This is a genomic window from Onishia taeanensis, from assembly GCF_013349955.1.
Lineage (GTDB): Bacteria > Pseudomonadota > Gammaproteobacteria > Pseudomonadales > Halomonadaceae > Onishia > Onishia taeanensis_B.
In genome coordinates this window covers 34,713-56,089 of the sequence record NZ_JABVXC010000003.1, presented here as the reverse complement: position 1 = coordinate 56,089, position 21,377 = coordinate 34,713, and the positions used below count along the sequence as shown (strand labels likewise).

Genomic DNA, 21,377 nt, shown 5'->3' with positions numbered 1-21,377 from the left:
CATCATGCAGGGCTCGTGCCAAAGGTGAAGAGTGGCTGGGCGCCATGCGGCCAAATCGTTACAATAGAATAATAGTTATTGTGTCGAACAGGCCGGAATCCAGCCGATGCATTGTCCTTTCTGCGGTACCCATGACACCAAGGTCACCGATTCGCGCCTGGTCGTCGAGGGCGACCAGGTTCGTCGTCGACGTCAGTGCGCCGCCTGCGGTGAACGCTTCACGACCTATGAGACCGCTGAGCTGGTCATGCCGCGGGTCGTCAAGGCGGACGGGTCACGGGAAAGTTTCGATGAGGCCAAGTTGCGTGCCGGCATGCTGCGGGCGCTGGAGAAGCGTCCGGTGAGTGCCGAATCGATCGAAGCCGCCGTCGAGCGCATTCGTCAGCGACTGCGGGCACGGGGCGAGCGTGAGATCAAGGCCATTGAGGTCGGCCAGGAGGTAATGGATGCCCTGAAGCGTCTGGATCAGATTGCCTATATCCGCTTCGCCTCGGTCTACCGCCGCTTTCAGGATATCGACGAGTTTCGTGCAGAAATCGACCGCCTGGCCCAGGAGCCGAGCTTCTCGCCCCAGGACGATCACTGACGCCGCACACCTCTTGCCCGCTCAATTGCCTAGGATACCCATGGCCACTGCGACTCCGGAAGCCTTCATGGCCCGTGCCCTGACCCTGGCACGCCGCGGCCTCTATACCACCGATCCGAATCCGCGGGTCGGCTGCGTGCTGGTCAAACGCCGCGAGATCGTCGGCGAGGGCTATCATGTCCGGGCTGGCGAGCCCCATGCCGAAATCCATGCCCTGGCCGCAGCCGGCGACGCCGCGCGGGGCGCCACCGCCTATGTCACTCTCGAGCCCTGCGCTCATCACGGTCGCACTGGGCCCTGCGCCCAGGCGCTGATCGAGGCCGGCATCAATAAGGTGGTGGCCGCCATGCAGGACCCCCACGCGGCAGTGGCCGGGCAGGGGTTCGCCATGCTGCGCGAGGCCGGGATCGAAGTAGAATGCGGGCTGCTCGAGGGCGAGGCCAGGGCGCTGAACCCCGGCTTTGTGTCGCGCATGACCCGTGGGCGACCCTTCGTGCGCATGAAGATGGCGATGAGCCTCGATGGACGCACCGCGATGCGCTCCGGTGAATCGCAATGGATCACCGGGCCACGGGCACGCACCGAGGTGCAGCGCCTGCGCGCCCGTTCCAGTGCGGTGATCAGTGGCGTCGACTCGATCATCTTCGACAATTCGCGCCTCACGGTGCGCGCCTCCCAGCTAGATCTCGATGACGGCGAGGCGATCGCCCGCCGCCAGCCGCTTAGAGTAATCGTCGACAGCTCCCTGCGCCTGCCGCTGGCGGCGGCCTGCCTGAGCGAACCGGGGCGCACGCTGGTCGCCACCTGTTGCCGTGACGCCGAGCGCCGGACAAGGCTCGAGGCGGCCGGCGCCAAGGTGCTGTGCTTGCCGTCGGGAGCCGATGGGCGAGTCGATCTGGTCGCGCTGCTCGAATATCTGGCCCGCGAAGAGCAGGCCAACGAGGTGTTGCTCGAGACCGGGGCGACGCTGGCCGGTGGCATGCTGGATGCCGAGCTTGTCGACGAGATGCAGCTGTTCGTCGCGCCGACCCTGCTCGGCGGTGAGGCACGCCCGCTGGTGGCACTGCCCGGGCTTGAGCGCATGGCGCAACAGCGGCCGCTGGATATACTCGACATGCGGGCCGTGGGGCGCGACTGGCGAATCATCGCGCGTCCCCAGCGCCAGTCGCCCTGAAGGTCGCTTCGAGAGTGGTGGCAGGACGGCCCAATGCTGGCGCCGCGCGGCTTGCCAAGGTACCCTGAGCGCCGATCTGCTGCCGGCATCATGCATCGGCAGCCCATCGGCGCCAGCTTTCTGCAGCGGCGCCCCGGTATGCGGCGCCTACCGTTGACGCCAGCACGCACAGTAATTCGGAGACCCCATGGCGCTTTCCAATGACCTGTCTTCCCAGACCGCGGACGACCAGAACGAGACGGCCAGCGATCTGGCACGTATCGAGGACCTGATCGAGGACATCCGTCAGGGCAAGATGGTGATCCTCATGGACGATGAGGATCGCGAGAACGAAGGCGACATCATCATGGCCGCCGAGAAGGTCGAGGCCGAACACATCAATTTCATGGCTCGCCACGCCCGCGGCCTGATCTGCTTGCCGATGACCCGCGAACGCTGCGAGCGACTGCAGCTGCCATTGATGGTGCACGACAACGGTTCCGGTTTTGGCACCAAGTTCACGCTGTCCATCGAGGCCGCCGAGGGCGTATCCACCGGGATCTCTGCCGCCGATCGCGCCCGTACCGTGCGTGCCGCCTCGGCGCGGGATGCCAAGGCCTCCGATATCGTCCAGCCGGGCCACATCTTTCCGCTGATGGCCGAGCCAGGTGGCGTGCTGCGCCGCGCCGGCCATACCGAAGCGGCCTGTGACCTTGCCGCGATGGCCGGTCTCGACCCCAGCGGCGTGATCTGTGAAGTGATGAATGACGACGGCAGCATGGCGCGTCGCCCGGAGCTCGAGCGCTTCGCTGCCGAGCACGGCCTGAAGATGGGCACCATTGCCGATCTGATCCACTATCGCATTCATAACGAGCAGACCGTGGATCACCTCGAGGCGACGCCCGTGGAGACCGCCTACGGTGAGCTCACCCTTCACGTGTTTCGCGACAGCATTCAGGGCGCCCATCATCTGGCACTGGTCAAGGGCACGCCCCGCGCCGAGGAACCGACCACCGTGCGTGTGCATCTGGCCGACACCCTGCGGGACATTCTGGCGCTTACTCGCCCGGAGAGCCAGAGCTGGACCGCCCAGCAGGCGCTGGCCGAGATCGCCAACGCCGACAGCGGGGTCTTCGTGCTGCTGGATGATGCTCGTCAGGCATCTGATCTCAAGGATCAGCTCGATGTACTGCTCGAGCGCAAGCGCGCGCCGCGCTCGAGCGACTCCGATGGCGCCGGCAATTACCTGACCATCGGCACCGGCTCACAGATCCTGCGTCATCTGGGCGTCGGCAAGATGCGCCTTTTGAGCTCGCCCTGGAAGTTCTCGGCGCTTTCCGGCTTCGACCTGGAAGTGGTCGAGCGGTTGAGCCCCTGAGCCCTCGATATCGTAATACCCGGGGCGCCCGCTCGACGTGAGCGGCGTCCCGGCAACGAACGCAACACCCGAGAAGTGCCCTCCTGGGCGCGTAGAAGATTCAAGCAGGAAGACAAGCATGCAACCGATCTCCCAAGTCGAAGGTAACTTCACCGATGTCGATGGCCGCTACGTGATCGTGGTCGGCCGGTTCAACCACCATGTGGTCGACAGCCTGGTCGAAGGTGCCGTGGACAGCCTGGTTCGCCATGGCGTGGACGCCGAACATATCGACATCGTCCATGTGCCGGGCGCCTGGGAGCTGCCGCTAGCGGTCAAGCGTGCCCTCCAGGTGGCTAGCCCGGATGCGGTGATCGCTCTCGGCGCGGTAATTCGCGGCGGCACGCCGCACTTCGAGCATGTCGCCGGCAGCTGTAACACCGCGCTTGGCTCCTTGCAGCTGCAGTTCGATACCCCGATCGCCAACGGCGTGTTGACCGTCAATTCCATCGAGCAGGCCATCGAGCGAGCCGGCACCAAGGCCGGCAACAAGGGCGCCGAGGCCGCCATGGCCGCCATGGAAATGGTCTCGCTGCTCAAGCATTTCGGAGGTGAAGAATGAGCCGCTCCTCGAACAATGAGCGTCGGGCGCCGTCGAAGAGCCAGGTCTCCCGCCATGCGGCTCGTGAGCTGGCTGTTCAGGCCATCTACACCTGGCAGATGACCGGCAAGCCGGTCAGCACCATCGAGGCTGAGTTCCGTAGCCAGATCGCCGATGAAGATCTCGAGGACCATGAAAACTGGCACAAGGTCATGGAGATCGCCGACCTGGCGCTGTTCCATGAGCTGGTCCACAACGTGGTGCGTTTCCAGACGGATCTGGATGCGTCGCTGAGCCCGCTGCTCGATCGTCGTCTCGAGGATCTCGACAGCATTGAACTGGCGATCCTGCGACTGGGTACCTACGAGCTGTCCCGGCGCCTCGAGGTCCCGTATCGGGCCGTGATCAACGAGGGTGTTGAACTCGCCAAGTCCTTCGGTGCCACCGATGGTCACAAGTACATCAACGGTCTGCTCGACAAGCTCGCGGCGCGTCTGCGCTATGCCGAGGTCAGCGCCCGTCGCTGAAATGTCACTCGCGATGCAAAAGCCGACGCCACGCCTGTCCATGGGTGCCTCGCCGAGCGAGTTCGATATGATCGCCCGTCACTTCACGCGTCCCGCGCGCCGCACCGGCGTGGTGCTGGGGGTGGGCGATGATTGCACCCTCTTGGCGCCTACACCCGGTCATCAGCTGGCGGTCAGCGTCGATACGTCAGTGGCTGACGTCCACTTCCCACATGCCGCGCCCGCCGCGGTCATCGGCCACCGGGCGCTGGCGGTCAGCCTGAGCGATCTGGCGGCCATGGGCGCCGTTCCCCGTTGGTGCCTGATGGCACTGACTCTCGACCATGCCGACGATGCCTGGCTCGAGCCTTTTGCCCAAGGCTTCGATGCCCTATGTGTCCGCGCCGGAGTCGATCTGGTCGGCGGCGATGTGACCCGCGGCCCGCTTTCGGTTAGCGTCACCGTGCAGGGTGAGGTTCCGCCCGGCGAAGCCTTGACTCGCCACGGTGCCGCTGAAGGTGATCTGCTCGTCGTCACCGGCTCGCTGGGCGGCGGGGCCGGGGGCTTGGCCGCCTGGCAGTCAGGCGAGCGCTCGCTTGACGACCCGCTGCTGGCTGCCTACCTGTTGCCCGAGCCGCGCCTTGCTGCCGGGCAAGCGCTGCGCGGCCTGGCCAGTGCGGCAATCGACGTTTCCGATGGCCTGCTCGCCGATCTTCAGCATCTCTGCGATGCCTCGGGACTTGGTGTGGAGCTGGAGGTTGAGGCACTACCGCTGGCCGAGGGCCTGGTCGAGCGGCTGGGGGAGGGCGCCCGTCAGGCGGCGCTTAGCGGCGGTGACGATTACGAACTGCTGCTCGGCCTGCCGGCAGAGGCCCTAGCGCCGGCTCGCCAGGCGCTCGACGCTCTCGGGGTGCCGCTGACCGTCATTGGACGCTTCACTGCCACACCCGGCATTCAGGGGGTGGAAGCGCATGGCCCCGGGGGCTGGCAACACTTTTCAGGAGCAACGCCATGAATCGTGCACCGGGCAGCGTCTGGCGACGCCCCAGCCATTTCCTGGCTTTTGGTCTGGGCAGCGGCGTCGTTCCCTTCGCGCCAGGTACCTTCGGGACCCTGGCGGCGATCCCTTTCTACTGGTTGATGACGGATCTGCCGCTGTCCTGGTACCTGGGCGTCGTGGTCGTGGCCTATTTTCTGGGGATCTGGTTGTGCGATCGCACCTCGCGGGATCTCGGCGTCCACGACCATTCCGGTATCGTCTGGGATGAGTTCGTCGGCTACTGGATCACCATGGCGGCGGTGCCGTTCTCCTGGGAGGCGGCGCTATGGGGTTTCGCCATCTTTCGGGTCTTCGATATCTACAAGCCCTGGCCGATTCGCTGGGCCGACCGGCGTGTGGCCGGTGGCTTCGGCATCATGATCGATGACGTGCTGGCCGGCATCTATGCCTGGAGTACCATCCATCTTTGGCTGTGGTTGCACTAGGCAATGTCTGAAAAGTACTGCGCTCGTCGACTTTTCAAACACAGCCTAGCCGCGTGAGCCAGTTAGCCAGTGTGGGGCGCTGATAGAGCGCTCGATCGACATTCATTCATCATCGCCAAGCGATGAGCATTGCCAGTGAGGGAACACAATGCGCAAGGGACTCGTGGCCGTGACGGCGGTCGTACTAGTGGGTGGCGGTTATCTCGCCGCTCAGGTCTACTCGAGCGAACGCTTCGATGACGAGCTGGCGCGGGGCCTGAAGTCCCTCGAGGAAAGCGAGGATGTCACGTTCGAGCGTAAGAACATCGAGCAGGGCTGGTTCACCTCCAGCGGTGAGATCCTTCTCACCCTCAAGCGCGATGAGCGCTTTAGCCTGAGTTTTCCCTACACGGCCAACCACGGGCTTACCAGCACGCGGCTTTCCGGCGAGATGGAAGTCGTTGCGGACGACCAGACATTGTTCGCCGATAAGCTTGAAGCGGCGCCGCCGCGCTGGCACGCCGAGATCGAGACCCTGAGCGGTGACTTCACCGGGCGCCTCGATTTCTCTGCCATGGACATCCAGGACGCCGATGACCGGCTGATCAGCCAAGGTGGCTTTTTCACCGTCAAGGGGCAGCCTAACGACGTGCACCTGGACGGTGAGATTGCACCCTTGGAGTTTCGTGACGAGGAGGGAAGCCTGAAGCTGGGGCGCCTGACGCTGACTTCTCGCTACCAACAGGACGAAACGGGCCAGGAGCGTGATCAGCAGGCGAATTTCGCACTGGATAGCCTGACGATGGCGCGGGATTACAATCCCACGGTCGAACTCGTCGACTTGAGTTATCAGGGCGACCTGAGTCTCGGTGCCGAGGAGTTGCAGCTGGGCGGTACCTTCAAACTCGGCGAAGCGCGGGTCGGCGATGAGCCTCTTCTTTCCGGTGAGCTCGCTTTCTCGCTGTCGCAGATCAATGCTGACGCGGTCCGCACCCTCGAGACCGCCCTCGATGATGAGACAGCTGGCGGAACGCCCATCGAAGAGCTCAACGATGCCGAGTTCTCCGCTCTGCTCGAGCGCCTTGAGCCCCAGCTGCTGGCGCTATTCGTTGACTCGCCAACACTGACGCTGGATCATCTCGCCGTTAAGAGCGACATGCTCTCCATGGACACCGAACTGAGTGGTGAGCTGACCTTCGACGGTGAAGGCGCCGAGAACCTGTCGTTCGAGGATTTGGACCAGCCCAAGCAGCGCCTGCGCTGGGTGCGTCGACTCAATGGCCAGTTCGACTGGCAGGATGTGCCGCCGATGGCGGTGATGCAGTTGGGCCTGCCGATGACCACCGAACGCCTGAATATCCTCATCGAAAACGGACGGCCGAGCGTCAATGGCCGTCCCCTGCCGCCACTGCTGTGAGGCACTCGGGCCCAGCTCATTGGCTGGGCCCGGTTCGTTCCCGAAGCAGTGCATGACTTGAAGTTCGCCGCCGCCGCCCGCATTCCATGGCCTAGGGTCATATGGCCAACCGGATCACAGGATGGATCATGAGCGAGCGCGACGACGATCTTCAGCAAGTCTTTTATGAACGCGATGACCGGGCCTCCGACGAGGGGACGCCGGACGAAGATGCTCACATCGAAAGTGGCGCAGTGGTGCCGACTCGAGACTACCTTCCCGAGCGGATCTACCTGTTGCCGATTCACAACCGTCCCTTCTTTCCGGCGCAGGTACAGCCGCTGGTGATTCATCGCCCGCGCTGGGAAGAGACTATCAAGCGCGTGGGCAATACGCCGCATCATACGGTTGGCCTCGCCTATGTGGGCGATACCGAGATCGACGAACTGGATTACGGCCACTTCCCGGTCACCGGCACCGCCGTGCGCATGCACAAGGTGCAGGGCGAGGATGATCAGATTCAGTTCATCGCCCAGGGCATGCGGCGCTTTCGCATCCAGCGCTGGCTGTCGAAGAAGCCGCCCTACCTGGTCGAGGTCAGCTATCCCAAGGAGCCGGTCAACGCCGACGAGGACGAGACCCGCGCCTATGCCATGGCGATGATCAACGGCATCAAGGAACTGTTGCCCATCAATCCGCTCTACGGCGAAGAACTCAAGCACTATCTCAACCGCTTCAGCCCTCATGAGCCGGGTCCGCTGACCGACTTTGCCGCCGCCATGACCTCCGCCAAGGGCCCTGAGCTGCAGTCCATTCTCGAGACCTGGCCGGTAATGGAGCGCATGCAGAAGGTGCTGCCGCTGCTGCGCAAGGAGATCGAGGTCGCCCAGCTGCAGAGCGAGATCAGCGATCAGGTCAACGCCCAGATGCAGGACCGCCAGCGCGAGTTCTTCCTGCGCGAGCAGCTGAAGGTGATTCAGCGCGAGCTGGGCATCTCCAAGGACGACCGCGACAACGACGTCGACACCTTCAGGAAGCGTCTCACCGAGCTCGAGGTACCCGAGCGGGTGATGAGCCGCATCGACGATGAGCTCGACAAGCTCTCGGTGCTCGAGACCGGCTCGCCGGAGTATGGCACCACCCGCAACTATCTCGACTGGCTGACCTCGCTGCCCTGGGGCATCACCAGCCAGGATCAGCTCGATCTCAAGCACGCCCGCACGGTACTGGATCGCGACCATGACGGCCTCGCCGATGTGAAAGAACGCATCGTCGAGTTCCTCGCCGAGGGCACCTTCAAGGGCGACGTGGGCGGCTCGATTCTGTTGCTGGTGGGGCCGCCCGGGGTCGGCAAGACCTCGGTGGGACGCTCCATCGCCGAGGCGTTGGGCCGCGAGTTCTATCGCTTCTCGGTAGGCGGCATGCGCGATGAGGCCGAAATCAAGGGCCACCGTCGCACCTATGTGGGCGCCATGCCGGGCAAGCTGGTTCAGGCGCTCAAGGAAGTGGAAGTCGAGAATCCGGTGATCATGCTCGACGAGATCGACAAGCTCGGCCAGTCCTTCCAGGGCGATCCGGCCTCGGCGCTGCTCGAAGTGCTCGACCCGGAGCAGAACGTCGACTTCCTCGATCACTATCTCGATGTGCGGCTGGACCTGTCGAAGGTGCTGTTCGTCTGCACCGCCAACACCCTGGACTCGATTCCCGGAGCGCTGCTCGACCGCATGGAGCAGATTCGCCTGTCCGGCTATATCGCCGAGGAAAAGGTGGCCATCGCCAAGCACCACCTCTGGCCGAAACTTCTCAAACGCGACAAGATCCCCAAGAAGCGCATCAATCTGACCGATGCGGCGCTTCGCCAGGTGATCGAGGGCTATGCCCGCGAGGCCGGCGTGCGCCAACTGGAGAAACAGCTGCACCGCATCGTGCGCAAGGCGGCGGTCAAGCTGCTCGAGCACGATCAGCAGACGGTCAAGGTCTCGGTCAACAACCTCGAGGAATTCCTCGGCGCGCCGCCGTTCCGTAAGGAAACGGTGCTCAAGGGAGAGGGTGTGGTCACCGGGCTTGCCTGGACTTCGATGGGTGGCGCGACCTTGCCGGTGGAGGCCGGCAAGGTGCATGCCCTGGATCGCGGCTTCAAGCTCACCGGCCAGCTCGGCGATGTAATGAAAGAGTCTGCTAACATCGCTTACAGCTATGTGCAGGGTCATCTGGGGGAGTTCGGTGCCGATGCTGACTTTTTCAATGACGCCTTCATCCACCTGCATGTGCCGGAGGGAGCGACGCCCAAAGATGGCCCCTCGGCGGGTGTGACCATGGCCACGACACTGCTCTCGCTGGCGCGCCATCAGTCCATCAGTCGCTCTCTGGCCATGACCGGTGAGCTGACCCTGACCGGCCAGGTGTTGCCGGTAGGCGGTATCCGCGAGAAGATCATCGCCGCCCGGCGCAGCGACATTTTCGAGGTGATCCTGCCCGAGGCCAATCGTCGCGACTACGCCGAGCTGCCGGACTACCTGCGCGAAGGCATGACGGTGCACTTCGCCAAGCAGTACAAGGACGTGGCCAAGGTCGTCTTCTAGCAACCGGTCTGCTATCTAGCGGCCGTGGGCAGCCACTGGCCGCACTATCACCATGAGAGGGCCCCGCTTGGGGCCCTGCGCATGAGGAACCGACACAATCATGAATGCCAAGCCGATCTGCACGGCGCTGGGGGTGGTGGCCGGGCTCGCCGCCGTGTCCGCGATGGCCGACGAGCCGCGCACCCTGACGGTCTACACCTACGATTCCTTCGTCGCCGAATGGGGCCCGGGCCCCGGTATCAAGGAAGCCTTCGAGGCCCGCTGCGGCGACTGCCGGCTCGAGTTCGTGGCGCTCTCGGGCGGCGTCGACCTGTTGCAGCGGCTGCGTCTGGAAGGCGAGGGCAGTGCCGCCGACCTGGTGCTTGGCCTGGACATGAACCTGATGGCCGAAGCCCGCGACCTGGACCTGCTGGCTCCACACCAGGCGAACCTGTCGCGCCTGTCGCTGCCGGTAGAGTGGGACGATCCCGTCTTTCTTCCTTATGACTGGGGGCGCTTTGCCTTCGTTTATGACCGCGAGGCCCTGCCCAACCCACCCAAGAGCTTCGCTGAGCTGCTGGCGGCACCGGATGATCTCAAGGTGATCATTCAGGACCCCCGCACCAGCGTTACCGGTCTTGGGCTGCTGTTGTGGATGAAGCGGGTCTACGGCGACGAGGCGCCTGCCGCCTGGGAGAAACTCAACGATCACGTCCTGACCGTCACCGGCGGCTGGAGCCAGGCCTACTTCTCCTTGTTCATGAACGGCGAGGCGCCGATGGTACTTTCCTACAGTACCTCGCCTGCCTACCACATGGCCGTGGAGAACACCGATCGCTACCAGGCCGCCGAATTCGCCGAGGGCCACTACCTGCAGGTGGAGACCGCCGCGATGCTCAAGACCAGCGAGCATCCGGCGCTCGCTCGCGACTTTCTGGATTTCGTGCTGACCGCGGACTTCCAGCGCCATATACCGCTTGGCAACGTCATGTACCCGGCCATCGAACTCGGCGAGGAGCGCCCGGCGGTCTTTGATCGACTGATCGAGCCCGAGAGCTTCACCTTCACCCCCGACGAGGTGCAGGCCCATCGCCGCGAGTGGATCCGTGAATGGCTCAACGCCAGTACCCGATGATGCGGGTGAAGACCAGGCCCCCTCAGGTCTTGGCCGCGTGCCATGGCATCTGAGGCGCTAACAGCGGGCAAGGCGTCGCCTCACGGCCAGCGGCGGCTGACCCAGCTGCCTCTGTGGGCCGGGCTCACGGCGCTGGCGGCGCTGGTCGGGCTGGGGCTTGGCAGTCTTGGTGCGCTGCTGGTGCAGGCACCCGGCGTCTCGCCGTCTAGCCTGTGGCGGGAGCCCTACTTGGCTGGCGTGCTGCGCTTCAGCCTTTGGCAGGCCAGCCTCTCGACGCTTGTCTCGCTGGCTCTGGCGGTGCCGGTGGCGGTGGCCCTGGCTAGGCGGCCGCGCTTTGTCGGGCGCCGCTTGCTGCTGCGTGCCATGGAACTGTCGCTGGTGGTCCCCAGCCTGATCGCGCTGTTCGGGTTGGTGGCGGTGCATGGCCGTCAGGGCTGGGCGGCGCCGCTGTGGGAGGCGCTGACGGGTGCGCCGGCGGGCTATCTCTATGGCCTCTCCGGCATCGTGCTGGCCCATGTCTTCTACAATCTGCCGCTGGCCGCGCGACTGCTGTTGCAGGAACTCGAACGCGCCCCCGCCGCCCACTGGCGGCTGGCGGCGCAGCTTGGCCTCCAACGCCAGGCCATCTGGCGCACCCTCGAATGGCCGGCCCTCAAGCGGCTGCTGCCGCGACTCGCCGCGCTGATCTTCACCCTGTGCTTCACTAGCTTCGCCATCGTCATGACCCTGGGCGGCGGCCCCGGCTCGACGACGCTTGAGGTGGCGCTCTATCAGGCGCTGAAGTTCGATAACGACCTGGCGCTGGCGGCACTCCTGGCGCTCGTCCAGCTAACGATCTGCCTGGGGCTCTGGGCCCTGGCGCTCAGTCAGGGCGGGGCGCCGTCGCTGGTGGCCGGCGACGACGCAATGCCGCTCCAGGGCCGTTGGCAGCGCCGCGACGCCCTGGGCGTCTCGCGGTTCACGGATGGCTGCTGGCTCGTGGCCCTGTCACTGCTGTTGCTGCCGCCCCTGGCGGCGGTGGTGCTGGCGGGGCTCGGGGGTGTGACCGATCTCGCCGCTCAGTCGAGCCTGTGGCCGGCGCTGGGGCGAAGTCTCGTCATGGCTGCCGGCGCGGGGAGCCTGGCGCTGATGCTGGGGCTTGCCCTGCTCGCCGGTCGCGGCTGGCTGGCCGCACGCGGGCAGCGCTTGACGGCGGGGCTGATGGAGGGCAGCGGACAGCTGATTCTGGTGCTACCGGCGCTGGTGCTGGGTACCGGGCTCTTCCTGCTGTTGCGTCCGCGGCTCGGTGGCGGCTGGCAGGGCTACGGTCTGGTGGTGCTGGTCAATGGCTTCATGGCCCTGCCGTTCGTCATGCAGGTGCTGCGCGGGGCGCTGCTTGGCCTGCCGGTGGCGCAGCGGCGGCTCGCCGATCAGCTCGATATTCAAGGCCTGGCGCGCTTTCGCTGGCTGCTATGGCCGCGGCTGCGGCGACCGGCGGCGCTGGCCCTTGCCTATGCCATGACCCTGTCATTGGGCGACTTCAGCGTCATTGCCCTGTTCGGCAGCCCCTCGGCGCCGACGCTGCCGATGCTGCTCTACCAGCAACTTGGCAGCTATCGCTGGCAGACCGCGGCGGCGACTGCCCTGGTGCTATTGGCAACGGTGGCGGCGCTGTTCATGTGCTTTGCCTGGCTGACGCGTCGCTTGCCGCGCTATCCATTTGCTTGTCCGCCTCGACCGGATTTTCCTCAGCCCCCTGCCAACGACCGCCCGGAGCCCTGATGCTTTGTGCCGATCATCTGAGTTTTCACTACACGCGCTGCGATCCGGGCGAGACGCCGGACTTCGCTTTCACCTTTCACCTGGCGCCGGGTGAGTGCCTGGCCGTATCCGGGCCCTCCGGGGCGGGTAAGAGCACCCTGCTTAACCTGTTGGCGGGGTTCCTCACCCCGAGCGCGGGCAGGCTCTGCTGGGTTGGTGAGGCGGTGGGTGAGAGGTTCGGTGAGGGGCAGGGCGAGAGCCTGCCCAAGGGGCTGAACGAGGAGATAGGCGAAAACCTGGTCGAGCAACCGCCCTGGGCACGCGGCATGACCACGGTTTTTCAGGACCATAACCTCTTTGAACACCTGCCGGTCTGGATCAACGTCGGCCTGGGGCTTGCGCCGGACCTCAAACTCTCGGACGCCCAGCGAGAGAGCATTCTCGATGGCCTCGCCGAGGTCGGCCTGGGCGGGCTGCATGATCGCTTGCCCGGCGAGCTCTCTGGCGGGCAACAGCAGCGGGTAGCGCTGCTGCGCTCGCTGCTGCGTGAGACCCGCGTGCTGCTGCTCGATGAGCCCTTCAGCGGCCTGGATCGCGACAATCGCGAGGCGCTCTGGGGCCTGGTGCGCCGCCAGCAGGCGGCTGGCGTCGCGGTGCTGCTGGTCAGCCACGATCCGGAAGACGTCGACGCCCTGGCCCAGCATCGTCTGCAGCTGCTGGATGGGCGGCTGGTAACAGCCTAGCAGCGACCGCAGGCCGTACTTGCCAAGGCCCTTGTGCAGAGCCCGGCTGAGATCGTCTGGAAAGTGCTGGGGAGCTCTGGAGAGTTCTGGAGAGAGCTGGAGAGAGGGCGGGCGCTGCCATGTGGCTTCCATGCGCCCCAGGCTCATGTAAGAATCGACGGTTCACTGGACACCGAGCGCCCGGCAACGACCGTGGCGCCAGGACGACGAAAACGACGTCTCGAGCCACGAGACGCGCAAGAAGACAGAGGATTGCATGCCCGAATATCGCTCTCGTACCACCACCGCCGGCCGCAATATGGCTGGCGCCCGGGCCCTGTGGCGCGCCACCGGCATGAAGGACGACGACTTCCACAAGCCGATTATCGCCGTGGCCAATTCCTTCACCCAGTTCGTGCCGGGCCATGTGCACCTCAAGGACATGGGCCAACTGGTGGCTCGCGAGATCGAGAAGGCCGGAGGCGTGGCCAAGGAATTCAATACCATCGCGGTGGATGATGGCATCGCCATGGGCCATGACGGCATGCTCTACTCCTTGCCGAGTCGCGACATCATTGCCGACAGCGTCGAGTACATGGTCAATGCTCACTGCGCCGATGCCTTGGTCTGCATCTCCAACTGCGACAAGATCACGCCGGGAATGCTGATGGCCGCCATGCGCCTCAACGTGCCGGTAATCTTCGTCTCTGGCGGGCCCATGGAAGCCGGCAAGACCAAGCTCTTGGATCACGGCCTGGATCTGGTCGATGCCATGGTGATGGCTGCCGACGACAGCGTCGACGATGAGACGCTCAACGAGGTCGAGCGCAGCGCCTGCCCAACCTGTGGCAGTTGCTCAGGCATGTTCACTGCCAACTCGATGAACTGCCTGACCGAAGCCCTGGGCCTGGCGCTGCCCGGCAACGGTACGATGCTGGCCACCCACTCCGATCGCCGGCGGCTGTTCGAGACCGCGGGCCACCGCATCGTCGAGCTGGCCAAGCGCTACTACGAGGGTGATGAGGCGCACCTGTTGCCGCGTGCCATCGGTGCCAAGGCGGCGTTCAAGAACGCCATGACCCTGGATATCGCCATGGGTGGCTCAACCAACACCATCCTGCACCTGCTGGCCGCAGCGCAGGAGGCCGAGATCGACTTCACCATGGACGATATCGACCGGCTGTCCCGAGAAGTGCCTCAATTGTGCAAGGTGGCGCCCAACACCCAGAAGTATCATATCGAGGACGTGCATCGGGCCGGCGGCATCATGGCGATTCTCGGGGAGCTGGATCGGGCCGGGGTGCTCGATACCCGTGTGCCGACCGTCTATGGCGACAGCCTGGCCGCGGCGCTTGAGGAATGGGACATCATGCGCTCGCCGAGCCCCGAGGTCGTCGAGTTCTTCCGCGCGGGCCCCGGCGGTATTCCCACCCAGACCGCATTTTCCCAGAGTGCTCGCTGGCCGAGCCTGGACGGTGATCGTGCCACCGGCTGCATTCGCGACCTCGCCCATGCCTTCTCACCCCAGGGTGGGCTGGCGGTGCTCAAGGGCAACATCGCCGTCGATGGTTGCGTGGTCAAGACTGCTGGCGTCGATGACTCGATCCTGGTCTTCGAGGGCCGCGCCCATGTGGTCGAGTCCCAGGATCAGGCGGTCGAACATATCCTTGCCGACAAGGTCAGCGAGGGCGATGTGGTGGTGATTCGCTACGAGGGGCCCAAGGGCGGACCGGGCATGCAGGAAATGCTGTATCCGACCTCGTATCTGAAGTCCAAGGGGTTGGGCAAGGCCTGTGCGCTGCTGACTGACGGGCGCTTCTCCGGCGGGACCTCGGGCCTCTCCATCGGTCACGTCTCTCCGGAGGCTGCGGCCGGTGGTGCCATCGGCCTGGTCGAACAGGGCGATCCGATTCGCATCGACATCCCCAGTCGCCGCATCGACGTGCTGCTGGATGACGCCACCCTGGCGTCGCGTCGCGAAGCTATGGAGGCGCGCGGCAAGCAGGCCTGGAAGCCGAGCATCGAGCGTGTGCGCAAGGTGTCGGCGGCGCTGAAGGCGTATGCGTTGCTGGCTACCTCCGCCGACAAGGGCGCGGTGCGCGATCTCGACAAGCTCGATTGAGGCGCTCGCCAACCTTAATGCGCTTAACTGCAATAATGAGGCCCGCACCTTCCGGCGCGGGCCTTTATGAAATTCGGCAGATCCTGGCCTTACGCCGCCTCGGGAATCATCTCTTCTTCTTCCAGTGGCGCATATAGCTCACATTCCAATTCAAACCACAGCAGCAGCAGTGAAAGACTTTCCTCGCTGTAACACATCAAACCAGCCTCCCTTGATCATGGAAAACCACGATGGTGGAAAACAACAGCCACTCTTCAGTATGGTTGATTCGACCAAGGTCGATATGACGATTCTCTGACCGTTTGATGATATGCATGGGCGCGACGGCTCTATCGGTCGCGACCTCTTCAGGCCCATAAGGGCGCTTATCTTCCCGACATACCTCAAGGATCCGCGATGAAGCAGAAGTTTACGGTCGGCGTGGTGGGCTTCGGCTTTGCCAGCCAGACCTTTCACGTGCCATTGATCCAGGCCACGCCCAATCTCGAACTGGTGGCGATTTCCTCGAGTGACCCCGACAAGGTGCACGCAAGCCTGCCCGAGATGGCCGTGGAGGCGAAGCCACAGGAGCTGTTTTCGCGCAGCGACATCGATCTGGTGGTGATCCCGACGCCCAATCAGAGCCACTTTCCGCTGGCCAAGGCAGCTCTCGCCGCCGGCAAGCATGTGGTCGTCGACAAGCCATTCACGGTGACCCTGTCCGAGGCGAAGCTGCTGCGCGGGTTGGCAGATGAGAGCGACCGGCTGCTGTCGGTATTCCATAACCGCCGCTGGGATAGCGACTACTTGACCCTGAAGGCGCTGCTGGAAGCTGGCGACCTGGGTCGCCTGGTATCACTGGAGTCACGCTTCGACCGCTTTCGTCCCGACGTGCGCGATCGTTGGCGGGAGCAGGCCCAACCCGGCGGTGGCATCTGGTATGACCTGGGGCCGCACCTGCTGGACCAGGCGCTGGAGCTGTTTGGCATGCCGCGGCGCATCCTGCTCGACCTGGCGGTGAGTCGTGACGGTGCTCAGACCGATGATGATTTCGTGGCGCTGCTCGATTATGAGGAGCGCCGCGTGACGCTCAAGGCCAGTGCCTTGATCGCCGAGCCGACGCCGCGCTTCGCCGCCCACGGGACTCAGGGCAGCTACCTCAAGTATGGTCTCGACCCACAGGAAGATCGCCTCAAGGCCGGCGAAACGCCGGGGCCAGCGTGGGGTGTCGATACCCACCACGGCACGCTGCGCACGTGGGACCAAGCGTCGCAGGCCCTGGTGGCCCACGAGCATCCGACGCTGCCCGGTGATTACCTGGCCTATTATCAGGGCATCGCTGATGCGCTGGCGGGCCAGGCGGAGAACCCAGTCGATGCCGGCTCGGCCATCAAGGTGATGATGCTGCTGGAAGCAGGCCTCGACAGCTATCGCCAGCAGCGCTGGGTCAAATTGCGCGAGGGCACTGGCATGCGCCAGCGCTAGTCCACGGGCCGTTTCGCCGTCCTGAGGTGTCAGGGCTACCAGAGATCCATCGACGGGCTGTCCTCGCGCAGCCGGTCTCTGGCGATGTAAAGCGCGGCGATGGCGCGGGCTTCATGGAAGTCTTCCCGGGCAAGTAGGTTCGGCAATGATTCGATGGCGTGGGTCTCGACGATCAGCGGTTCCGGCTCGTCGCCGGGCAGCCGGTGAGGGTAAAGGTCGCTCGCCAGCATCACCTGCATGCGGTGATGCATGTAGTTGGGCGCCAGCGACAGCTCGACCAGCGGTTCCAGGCGACGGGCGCCGAAGCCGCATTCCTCCATCAGCTCACGATTGGCTGCACCGACGATATCCTCGCCGGGGTCGACCACCCCTTTGGGCAGCGTCAGCACGTAGTCGTCGAAACCGGCGGCATACTCGCGAATCAGCAATACATGCTCGGGGTCGGGCATGGCCACGATCATCACCGCACCAACGCCGTTGCCGCGTGGCATCAGGCGCTCGAAGGTGCGCTCGGCGCCGTTGGCAAATCGCAGCTCCATTTCCTCGATGGCGAACAGTCGGCTCCTGGCCACCTCGCGGCGTGCCAGAGTGCGGGGTTTCTGTGGCCAGTCGGCGTCTTGTGGCATAGGGGCTCCGTGGGCAGCGATGGCGTGAAGGGGTACAATAGCACTCTATTCATTGCTGCGGAGCCCTTGGCCGATGATCGACTGGCGCGCCATCGATACCGTGTTGTTGGACATGGACGGTACCCTGCTGGACTTGCATTTCGACAGCCATTTCTGGCTCGAGCACCTGCCACGGCGCTATGTCGAGCTGCACCGCCTGGATGCCGCCAGCCAGGAGGAAATCCGCTCGCGCATCATTTCAGAGCAGGGCACCCTCAATTGGTACAGCCTGGCCTACTGGAGCCGCGAGCTGGGCGTCGATATCGTCACCCTGAAGCGTGAGGTGCAGCACCTGATCGGCTTGCGCAGCGACGCCATGGATTTTCTTACCTGGCTCAAGCATGCCCATCCTCGGGTAGTGCTGGCGACCAATGCCGACCGCGAGAGCCTGGCGCTGAAGCTGCCGCTGACCGGGCTCGAGGACTTTCTCGATGCGATTGTTTCCTCGGCGGATGTCGGCGTTCCCAAGGAGGCGCAGGAATTCTGGTTCGCCCTGCAGGAAATCGAGCCTTTCGATCCCGCCCGGACGCTCTTCATCGATGACAATCCGGCGGTGCTAGAGAGCGCCCGCGAGTTCGGCATCCGCCATCTGCTGGGCATCAAGCAGCCCGACAGCCGTCGCCCGGAACGCGATCTCGAGGAATTTATCGCCCTGGATCGCTTCGCGAGCATCCTGCCCAGCGAGCGCCCCGGCGACGAGTCCCATACCGAGTCTCAACAGCAAGGGGAGGGCTGAGCATGGCCGACGTACGGCTCGACAAATGGCTGTGGGCGGCGCGCTTTTTCAAGACCCGCCAGCTCGCCAAGAAGGCGGTCGAGGGTGGCAAGGTGCACTACAACGGTGGCCGTGCAAAGACCAGCAAGATGGTAGAGGTGGGGGCTCTGATTCGCGTGCCGCAGGGCTGGGATACCTATGAGGTCGAGGTGCTTGAGCTTTCCGGCCAGCGTCGCGGCGCCCCGGAGGCGCGCACCCTATACCGCGAGACCGAAGAAAGCGCTGCACGCCGTGCCAAGGAAACCGAGCAGCGCCGGCTGGCCAACCAGGCCATGCAGCACCCAGTGAAGCGGCCCGACCGCCGCGATCGGCGCGAGATCAAACGCTTCATGCGCGACTCGGGCGACTAGGCGCCGCCAGTCCTCGACAGGGTCCGCATTCCCCAGATTCGACGTTACCGGAAATCTTCACATGACCGATCAGATTCAACGCTTCCTGCTCGACGACACCAACGTGCGCGGCGAGCTGATGACCCTCGACGCCGCCTATGCGGCGGTGCTCGATACCCAGACCTACCCGGCGCCGGTGGCCCGACTACTGGGCGAGTTGCTGGGAGCCGCTGCGTTACTCACCGAGACCGTCAAGCTCGACGGCACACTGAGCCTCGAGGTGCGCGGTAACGGACCGCTGGGCCTGCTGATGGCCGAGTCCAACCCCGGCGGAGAGCTGCGCGGTATCGCTCGGCTGGCCGAGGATCAGTCCATTCCTGGTGATGGCGCCGGTTTCCGCGAGCTGCTTGGCGATGGCCGTATCGTGATCACCCTCGACCCGAAAGAGGGCAACCGCTACCAGGGCATCGTCGAGCTGACCGAAGACAGCCTGGCCGGCTGCCTGGAAGATTACTTCGCCCGCTCCGAACAGCTGCCAACCAAACTCTGGCTGGCGGCGGATGCCGAACAGCACAGGGCCGGTGGGCTTTTGCTGCAGCGCCTGCCTGATGAAAGCCAGAACCAGGACCAGGACGCCTGGGAACGCTCCGTGCATCTGGCCAGCACCCTCAAGGATGAAGAACTGCTCGGCCTGGAGCAGCGTGAGCTGCTGCATCGCCTCTATCACGAGGAAACCGTGCGGGTCTTCGATCCCAAACCCTTGTATTTCGCCTGCAGCTGCTCTCGTGAGCGCATTGCGCGGGCACTACACAACCTGGGGGAGGCGGAGCTGCGCAGCATCCTCGAGGAGCAGCAGGCCGTCGACACCCAGTGCCACTTCTGCCATACCCGCTACCACTTTGGTGCCGCGGAAATCGAGGCGCTGATCGAGTCGCCTGATGCGCCTTCGCCGACCCTGCATTGAGCGATTCACGCCATCGTCGGATAAGTGCTTCTATGTAGTAGAAAAACTACACGAACGATAGCGAAACGGGACGTTTTCCCAGGCGTCCCTTTTTGCCATAATGCTCGACCATTCGAGCCGCCCGGCGCCGTTTCCCCACAAGAACAGGCTCACCTGTCACCGGCGCCGGTGCGAACACAGAGGGCGCGTCATGACGCGCCGGCCATCGAGAGAGAAGTGCCTTCGGGCCCAGGACACCTAAATGACCACGAACCAAGCCGTGCCTCGCGTCGACGCGACCGTCAGCCATCAGCAATTCACCAACTTGAGCAGCGCTGAGCTGGTCGAGCATGCCCTGCTTCGCGGCGAGGGGCGGCTGGCCGACAACGGCGCTCTGGTGGTGAACACCGGGGCGCGCACGGGGCGCTCGCCGGCGGATCGCTTTATCGTTGATGAGCCGTCGACCAGCAGCCAGATCGACTGGGGCAGCGTCAACCGCCCCTTCGATGCGGCCGCCTTCGAGGCGCTGTGGCAGCGGGTCGAGGCCTACCTGGGCGAGCGCGACAGCTTTTTCTCCGAGCTGCATGTGGGGGCCGACCCGCAGTACTACCTGCCGGTACGCATGACCACCGAGACGGCATGGCAGAATCTCTTCGGTCGCACCATGTTCGTGCGTCCCGAAGGCTATAATCCGGCCACCAAGGATGAGTGGACCATCCTCAATGCCGCTCATTTCGCCTGCGACCCGGCTCGCGATGGCACTAACTCCGAAGCGGCGGTGATCCTGGATTTCGCCGGCCGCCGGGTACTGATCGCCGGCATGCACTACGCGGGCGAAATGAAGAAAGCCATGTTCTCGGTGCAGAACTTCCTGCTGCCGGCCCATGATGTGCTGCCGATGCACTGCAGCGCCAACGTCGGTGAAGACGGTGAGACCACGCTGTTCTTTGGCCTGTCCGGTACCGGCAAGACCACCCTGTCAGCCGACCCGGCGCGCTACTTGATCGGCGACGATGAGCATGGCTGGGGCAAGGGTACGGTGTTTAACATCGAGGGCGGCTGCTATGCCAAGTGCATCGATCTGTCCGAGAAGAACGAGCCGGTCATCTGGCAGGCCATCCAGTTCGGCGCGGTACTCGAGAATGTGGTGCTCGATGACCGCCGCAGCCCGGACTATGCCGATGACAGCCTGACCCAGAACTCGCGCGCCGCCTATCCGCTCGAGCACATCGAGAAGCGGGTGCCGGAGAACCGGGCAGGCGAGCCCAACGCCATCATCTTCCTGACCTGCGACATGTCGGGCGTGCTGCCGCCGGTATCGGTGCTGTCCAAGCAAGCCGCTGCCTACCACTTCCTGTCCGGCTACACCGCCAAGGTCGGCTCCACCGAGATGGGCTCTTCGGCAGGTCTGGAAGCGACCTTCTCGACCTGCTTCGGTGCGCCTTTCTTCCCGCGCCCGGCGCGCGAGTACGCCGATCTGCTGATCAAGCGCGTCGAAGAGAATGACGCCCGCGTCTACCTGGTCAATACCGGCTGGACCGGCGGTGCCTATGGCGAGGGTGGCTCGCGCTTCGCGATTCCCACCACTCGTGGCATCATCAGCGCCATTCAGTCCGGCGTGCTGCGCGACGTGGAGACCCGCACCGTCGAGGGCCTGAATCTCGAGGTGCCGCTTTCCGTGCCGGGCGTCGACTCCAGCCTGCTCGATCCGCGCGAGACCTGGGAGGACCGCGCCGCCTATGATCGTCACATGCAGGACCTGGTGGCCAAGTTCGTCGACAACTTCAAGAAGTTTGCCGGCGTCGACGAGGCGATCGTGGCAGCCGGGCCGAAACTGGCGTAAGCGCCTATCGGTCCA

19 protein-coding genes are annotated in these 21,377 nt (G+C 64.5%); 18 read left to right on the top strand and 1 reads right to left on the bottom strand.

Annotated features, from left to right (window positions below):
• Window positions 1-106 precede the first annotated feature (106 nt).
• The 14 genes from nrdR to HUS66_RS04965 all read left to right on the top strand — a co-directional run bounded on the left by nrdR (window position 107) and on the right by HUS66_RS04965 (window position 16,807).
• On the top strand, window positions 107-586 hold the full coding sequence (gene nrdR / locus HUS66_RS05030) for a transcriptional regulator NrdR (protein ID WP_092522115.1): 480 nt from the start codon (window positions 107-109) through the stop codon (window positions 584-586).
• A gap of 40 nt (window positions 587-626) precedes the next feature.
• Window positions 627-1,760 carry a bifunctional diaminohydroxyphosphoribosylaminopyrimidine deaminase/5-amino-6-(5-phosphoribosylamino)uracil reductase RibD gene (gene ribD, locus HUS66_RS05025; RefSeq protein WP_175069867.1) on the top strand — a complete coding sequence of 378 codons (1,134 nt, stop codon included), beginning with the start codon at window positions 627-629 and terminating at the stop codon, window positions 1,758-1,760.
• Between the two features lie 187 nt (window positions 1,761-1,947).
• Window positions 1,948-3,117, top strand: a complete 1,170-nt coding sequence (gene ribBA, locus HUS66_RS05020) for a bifunctional 3,4-dihydroxy-2-butanone-4-phosphate synthase/GTP cyclohydrolase II (protein ID WP_175069866.1) — start codon at window positions 1,948-1,950, stop codon at window positions 3,115-3,117.
• 118 nt (window positions 3,118-3,235) lie between these two features.
• On the top strand, window positions 3,236-3,718 hold the full coding sequence (gene ribH, locus HUS66_RS05015; RefSeq protein WP_092522121.1) for a 6,7-dimethyl-8-ribityllumazine synthase: 483 nt from the start codon (window positions 3,236-3,238) through the stop codon (window positions 3,716-3,718).
• Complete coding sequence (nusB, locus tag HUS66_RS05010; protein WP_175069865.1) at window positions 3,715-4,224, top strand: transcription antitermination factor NusB; 510 nt, start codon at window positions 3,715-3,717, stop codon at window positions 4,222-4,224. The genes ribH and nusB overlap by 4 nt, the downstream gene beginning before the upstream one ends.
• Before the next feature lie 13 nt (window positions 4,225-4,237).
• Window positions 4,238-5,218, top strand: coding sequence for a thiamine-phosphate kinase (gene thiL / locus HUS66_RS05005; RefSeq protein WP_254628696.1), 981 nt, complete (start codon window positions 4,238-4,240; stop codon window positions 5,216-5,218).
• On the top strand, window positions 5,215-5,688 hold the full coding sequence (locus tag HUS66_RS05000; protein ID WP_112054714.1) for a phosphatidylglycerophosphatase A family protein: 474 nt from the start codon (window positions 5,215-5,217) through the stop codon (window positions 5,686-5,688). The genes thiL and HUS66_RS05000 overlap by 4 nt, the downstream gene beginning before the upstream one ends.
• Window positions 5,689-5,836: 148 nt before the next feature.
• A complete protein-coding gene (locus HUS66_RS04995) occupies window positions 5,837-7,084 on the top strand; it encodes a DUF945 family protein (protein ID WP_175069864.1) in 1,248 nt (415 codons plus the stop codon).
• Window positions 7,085-7,212: 128 nt separating this feature from the next.
• Entirely contained in the window at window positions 7,213-9,645 is a 2,433-nt protein-coding gene (gene lon, locus HUS66_RS04990) for an endopeptidase La (RefSeq protein ID WP_175069863.1), read from the top strand.
• Between the two features lie 100 nt (window positions 9,646-9,745).
• The gene (gene thiB / locus HUS66_RS04985; protein WP_175069862.1) at window positions 9,746-10,759 is read left to right on the top strand and encodes a thiamine ABC transporter substrate binding subunit; all 1,014 of its coding nucleotides are present in this window, start codon (window positions 9,746-9,748) and stop codon (window positions 10,757-10,759) included.
• Window positions 10,760-10,801: 42 nt separating this feature from the next.
• Window positions 10,802-12,520, top strand: coding sequence for a thiamine/thiamine pyrophosphate ABC transporter permease (gene thiP, locus HUS66_RS04980; RefSeq protein WP_175069861.1), 1,719 nt, complete (start codon window positions 10,802-10,804; stop codon window positions 12,518-12,520).
• A complete protein-coding gene (locus tag HUS66_RS04975) occupies window positions 12,520-13,242 on the top strand; it encodes an ATP-binding cassette domain-containing protein (protein ID WP_175069860.1) in 723 nt (240 codons plus the stop codon). Before thiP ends, HUS66_RS04975 begins: the two co-directional genes overlap by 1 nt.
• A 256-nt stretch (window positions 13,243-13,498) precedes the next feature.
• Window positions 13,499-15,343, top strand: coding sequence for a dihydroxy-acid dehydratase (gene ilvD, locus HUS66_RS04970; protein WP_175069859.1), 1,845 nt, complete (start codon window positions 13,499-13,501; stop codon window positions 15,341-15,343).
• 396 nt (window positions 15,344-15,739) lie between these two features.
• A complete protein-coding gene (locus tag HUS66_RS04965; RefSeq protein WP_175069858.1) occupies window positions 15,740-16,807 on the top strand; it encodes an oxidoreductase in 1,068 nt (355 codons plus the stop codon).
• A 35-nt stretch (window positions 16,808-16,842) separates the two neighbouring features.
• On the opposite strand, the gene nudE is transcribed toward HUS66_RS04965, so the two are convergent.
• Window positions 16,843-17,433, bottom strand: a complete 591-nt coding sequence (gene nudE / locus HUS66_RS04960) for an ADP compounds hydrolase NudE (protein ID WP_175069857.1) — start codon at window positions 17,431-17,433, stop codon at window positions 16,843-16,845.
• A 73-nt stretch (window positions 17,434-17,506) separates the two neighbouring features.
• Here nudE and yrfG point away from each other — a divergent pair, with 73 nt between their 5' ends.
• From yrfG to HUS66_RS04940, 4 genes are all read left to right on the top strand, one after another.
• Window positions 17,507-18,208, top strand: a complete 702-nt coding sequence (gene yrfG / locus HUS66_RS04955; RefSeq protein ID WP_175069856.1) for a GMP/IMP nucleotidase — start codon at window positions 17,507-17,509, stop codon at window positions 18,206-18,208.
• A 2-nt stretch (window positions 18,209-18,210) separates the two neighbouring features.
• The gene (locus tag HUS66_RS04950) at window positions 18,211-18,597 is read left to right on the top strand and encodes an RNA-binding S4 domain-containing protein (protein ID WP_175069855.1); all 387 of its coding nucleotides are present in this window, start codon (window positions 18,211-18,213) and stop codon (window positions 18,595-18,597) included.
• Between the two features lie 61 nt (window positions 18,598-18,658).
• A complete protein-coding gene (hslO, locus tag HUS66_RS04945) occupies window positions 18,659-19,540 on the top strand; it encodes an Hsp33 family molecular chaperone HslO (protein WP_175069854.1) in 882 nt (293 codons plus the stop codon).
• Window positions 19,541-19,781: 241 nt separating this feature from the next.
• On the top strand, window positions 19,782-21,362 hold the full coding sequence (locus tag HUS66_RS04940; protein ID WP_175069853.1) for a phosphoenolpyruvate carboxykinase: 1,581 nt from the start codon (window positions 19,782-19,784) through the stop codon (window positions 21,360-21,362).
• The last annotated feature ends 15 nt before the right edge of the window (window positions 21,363-21,377 follow it).

Coding starts and splice junctions, on each gene's coding strand:
- nrdR (WP_092522115.1), top strand. CDS start 107: ATGCATTGTCCTTTCTGCGGTACCCATGACACCAAGGTCACCGATTCG.
- ribD (WP_175069867.1), top strand. CDS start 627: ATGGCCACTGCGACTCCGGAAGCCTTCATGGCCCGTGCCCTGACCCTG.
- ribBA (WP_175069866.1), top strand. CDS start 1,948: ATGGCGCTTTCCAATGACCTGTCTTCCCAGACCGCGGACGACCAGAAC.
- ribH (WP_092522121.1), top strand. CDS start 3,236: ATGCAACCGATCTCCCAAGTCGAAGGTAACTTCACCGATGTCGATGGC.
- nusB (WP_175069865.1), top strand. CDS start 3,715: ATGAGCCGCTCCTCGAACAATGAGCGTCGGGCGCCGTCGAAGAGCCAG.
- thiL (WP_254628696.1), top strand. CDS start 4,238: ATGCAAAAGCCGACGCCACGCCTGTCCATGGGTGCCTCGCCGAGCGAG.
- HUS66_RS05000 (WP_112054714.1), top strand. CDS start 5,215: ATGAATCGTGCACCGGGCAGCGTCTGGCGACGCCCCAGCCATTTCCTG.
- HUS66_RS04995 (WP_175069864.1), top strand. CDS start 5,837: ATGCGCAAGGGACTCGTGGCCGTGACGGCGGTCGTACTAGTGGGTGGC.
- lon (WP_175069863.1), top strand. CDS start 7,213: ATGAGCGAGCGCGACGACGATCTTCAGCAAGTCTTTTATGAACGCGAT.
- thiB (WP_175069862.1), top strand. CDS start 9,746: ATGAATGCCAAGCCGATCTGCACGGCGCTGGGGGTGGTGGCCGGGCTC.
- thiP (WP_175069861.1), top strand. CDS start 10,802: ATGGCATCTGAGGCGCTAACAGCGGGCAAGGCGTCGCCTCACGGCCAG.
- HUS66_RS04975 (WP_175069860.1), top strand. CDS start 12,520: ATGCTTTGTGCCGATCATCTGAGTTTTCACTACACGCGCTGCGATCCG.
- ilvD (WP_175069859.1), top strand. CDS start 13,499: ATGCCCGAATATCGCTCTCGTACCACCACCGCCGGCCGCAATATGGCT.
- HUS66_RS04965 (WP_175069858.1), top strand. CDS start 15,740: ATGAAGCAGAAGTTTACGGTCGGCGTGGTGGGCTTCGGCTTTGCCAGC.
- nudE (WP_175069857.1), bottom strand. CDS start 17,433: ATGCCACAAGACGCCGACTGGCCACAGAAACCCCGCACTCTGGCACGC.
- yrfG (WP_175069856.1), top strand. CDS start 17,507: ATGATCGACTGGCGCGCCATCGATACCGTGTTGTTGGACATGGACGGT.
- HUS66_RS04950 (WP_175069855.1), top strand. CDS start 18,211: ATGGCCGACGTACGGCTCGACAAATGGCTGTGGGCGGCGCGCTTTTTC.
- hslO (WP_175069854.1), top strand. CDS start 18,659: ATGACCGATCAGATTCAACGCTTCCTGCTCGACGACACCAACGTGCGC.
- HUS66_RS04940 (WP_175069853.1), top strand. CDS start 19,782: ATGACCACGAACCAAGCCGTGCCTCGCGTCGACGCGACCGTCAGCCAT.